Source organism: Sulfurovum sp. bin170 (assembly GCF_010892395.1).
In the GTDB taxonomy this organism is placed as follows: Bacteria; Campylobacterota; Campylobacteria; order Campylobacterales; family Sulfurovaceae; genus UBA1140.
Map to the genome: position 1 here is coordinate 1 of NZ_JAACKB010000035.1, position 2,933 is coordinate 2,933.

3 protein-coding genes are annotated in these 2,933 nt (G+C 37.8%); all 3 read left to right on the plus strand.

Going from position 1 to position 2,933, the window contains the following annotated elements; translation table 11 throughout:
* Window positions 1–75: 75 nt before the first annotated feature.
* Window positions 76–1,803, plus strand: a complete 1,728-nt coding sequence (argS, locus tag GSY74_RS00825; protein ID WP_255494413.1) for an arginine--tRNA ligase — start codon at window positions 76–78, stop codon at window positions 1,801–1,803.
* Window positions 1,800–2,126, plus strand: a complete 327-nt coding sequence (locus GSY74_RS00830; RefSeq protein WP_164663202.1) for a hypothetical protein — start codon at window positions 1,800–1,802, stop codon at window positions 2,124–2,126. The genes argS and GSY74_RS00830 overlap by 4 nt, the downstream gene beginning before the upstream one ends.
* Window positions 2,113–2,933, plus strand: an 821-nt coding sequence (locus GSY74_RS00835) for a DUF4105 domain-containing protein (RefSeq protein ID WP_164663203.1), incomplete at its 3' end; no start/stop codon positions are given. The genes GSY74_RS00830 and GSY74_RS00835, both read left to right, overlap by 14 nt.

Consider the following 2,933-nt stretch of genomic DNA (forward strand, 5'->3'; position numbering starts at 1 on the left):
AAAGTTTAAAAATGTTTTTGGGTGGTGCATTTATGCCCACCAAACGGCGTGTAAAAATTTAAAGGGTGGGCATAAATGCACCACCCTACCTACGGAACACATATGAAAATCAAATCACAATTAAGTCAAATTATAAAAAAAGTATTAGAAGATGCCAATATAGAGGCAGAAGATATTGTTATATCAGATGCAACAAAACCAGAGTTTGGAGACTACCAATTCAATGGTGTCATGAGACTTGCCAAGATATTAAGGAAAAATCCACGACAGATAGCTATGGATGTTGTTAAACATATCGACACAACAGGCATGATAACAAAAGTGGAAGTTGCAGGTCCAGGATTTATCAATATATGGCTAGACAACAGGTGGATATCAACCCAAGCAAACTCTATCTTAGAGGATAAAAGAGTAGGTGTAGGTCTTGTAGAGAACTCACAAAAAGTAGTAGTAGACTACTCTGGACCCAATATGGCAAAACAGATGCATGTTGGTCACCTTCGCTCATCAATTATCGGTGATACTCTAGCAACACTCTTAGAGTTTCTAGGTGATGAGGTAATTCGTCAAAATCATATCGGTGATTGGGGTACTCAGTTTGGAATGCTCATCGCCCATCTTGAAGAGCAAGGGGCAGATGGCAACCAAAATCTTCAAGATTTGGAGCAGTTCTACAAAGATGCAAAAGTACGCTTCGATGAGAGTGAAGAGTTTGCTAATATTGCCAGAGAGTATGTTGTTAAAATTCAGAGTGGGGATGAGCATTGTCTAAATCTTTGGAGACAATTTATTGATAAATCACTAGGTCATTGTGAAGAGGTCTATGCAAAACTTGGTGTTAATTTGACGCGTAATGATGTTAGAGCAGAGAGCTTTTACAACAGTGAACTTCCAAATATTATCAAAATCCTAAAAGATAAAAATATCTCCACCAACTCCAATGGTGCAGAGTGTGTATTTGTAGATGGAGAGGATAAGCCACCTGTTATTATTCAAAAAAGAGATGGTGGGTTTTTATATGCCACAACAGACCTATCTGCACTGAAATTCAGAGCAGGAGAACTTGAAGCAGACCGTATCTGCTATGTGGTCGACGCAAGACAGGGGCAACACTTCAAACAGGTATTTTCTATATCTAAACAGGCAAATATCGTTGGAGAATCTGTTGCTTTAGAACATATCGCTTTTGGAACCATGATGGACAGAAGTGGAAAACCATTTAAGACAAGAGATGGTGGCACAATAAAACTTATAGACCTACTAGATGAAGCGGTAATCCGTGCAAAAGAGACCATCAAAAAGAGAAATGAGTATAGTGAAGCAGAGCTAAACAGAGTGGCGACAGCTATCGGTATCGGTGCGGTTAAATATGCGGACCTAAGCATCAGCCGAGAGTCAAACTACCTATTCTCTTGGGATAAGATGTTAAGTTTTGATGGTAATACAGCTCTATATATGCAGTATGCCTATGCACGAATCCAATCTATCTTTAGAAAGCATAATGCAGAAATTATAGGGGAGATTAAAATAGATGATGAGCTAGAACATAAACTTGCTCTTATGATTTTAAAATTCGAAGATACCTTAACAAAGGCTTCCATAGAGGCAACTCCTCATACTATTACCTCTTATCTATATGATTTGGTTACTCTATTTATGAAGTTCTATGAGCAGAATCCTATTCTAAAAGATGGAGTAGAGAAAGAGGTGAAAATGAGTAGACTGCAACTTTCCAAACTTACAGCTAATGTTATTGAAAAAGGTTTAGATATTCTTGGTATTGAGGTTGTGGATAGGATATGAAAACCATTATTGTTTTTGCACTACTCTTTAGTATAGGATTGATATTTTTGATGTATAAAAGAGAGGGCAATCTCAAAAAAATGCTTCTCTCTGTTCTTCTTCTAGCAGGTCTCATCTCTCTAGGAGTTGTAGGAAATGTCATGCGTTCGCTTATGCCTCTCTTTTTAGCACATATCATGGCACTTATAGTTGCATATGGTGGACTTATCATATATATTTTGCGAGATAGACTATACTGGTATCTTGGTCTCATTCCTGTAGCAACACTTGCTCTCTATGTTCTACTTGCTTGGATAGGTAACGAGCATATTGCACTACCTTAGTCTAGTAGACATCGTGCAAGACTCTTTGGAGTCGGAGACTTTAGTCCCGAACAAGACGAGGCTAAAGCCATCGGTTCCTAGTTTTTCAAAATATCTAGTTTTTACTATACTTTTATCTGATTCTCTATTTGGGGGAGTTGATAATTATTGGCTCAAACTTCTTCACTATAAAGATGGTAAGAGTCAGATAGATGATAGTAGCTTTTTTCTCTCACCCACTGGCAAAAACTCACCAAAAGATGAGCTTCTGGCAACACTGAAATCTATACAAGAGGGTAACCCAAATGATATTAACTCGACACAGTGCTTATATCCTGCACGAACGAGATGGCTAAAAGAGCAACTTCCAAAAGAGAATATAGAAGAGTGCAGAGATTTAGATCAACATCTTAAAAAATTTGATTTTAAAACACTCTATCTAGTCTACGCCTCATCATATATGAACTCCCCTGCCTCAATGGTAGGACATACTTTTTTGAGATTTGATAAAAATGAGACAACTCCCCTGCTCTCTTATGCTCTAAACTACTCTGCCAAAATAGATAAGGAGACGGATATTTTCTCCTATGCTTACGGTGGAGTTTTTGGTGGATTTGAGGGAAGATATACCATAGCTCCATATTATGAGATGGTCAAACTCTACTCTGAGATGGAACACAGAGATATGTGGGAGTATAAACTGAAGCTAACTTCAAAGGAGATAGAGAGAGCTGTTCTTCACATGATTGAGATGCAGAGATACTACTCTCTCTACTACTTCAACTCTGAAAACTGCTCATATAATCTACTATGGTTTATAGAACTTGC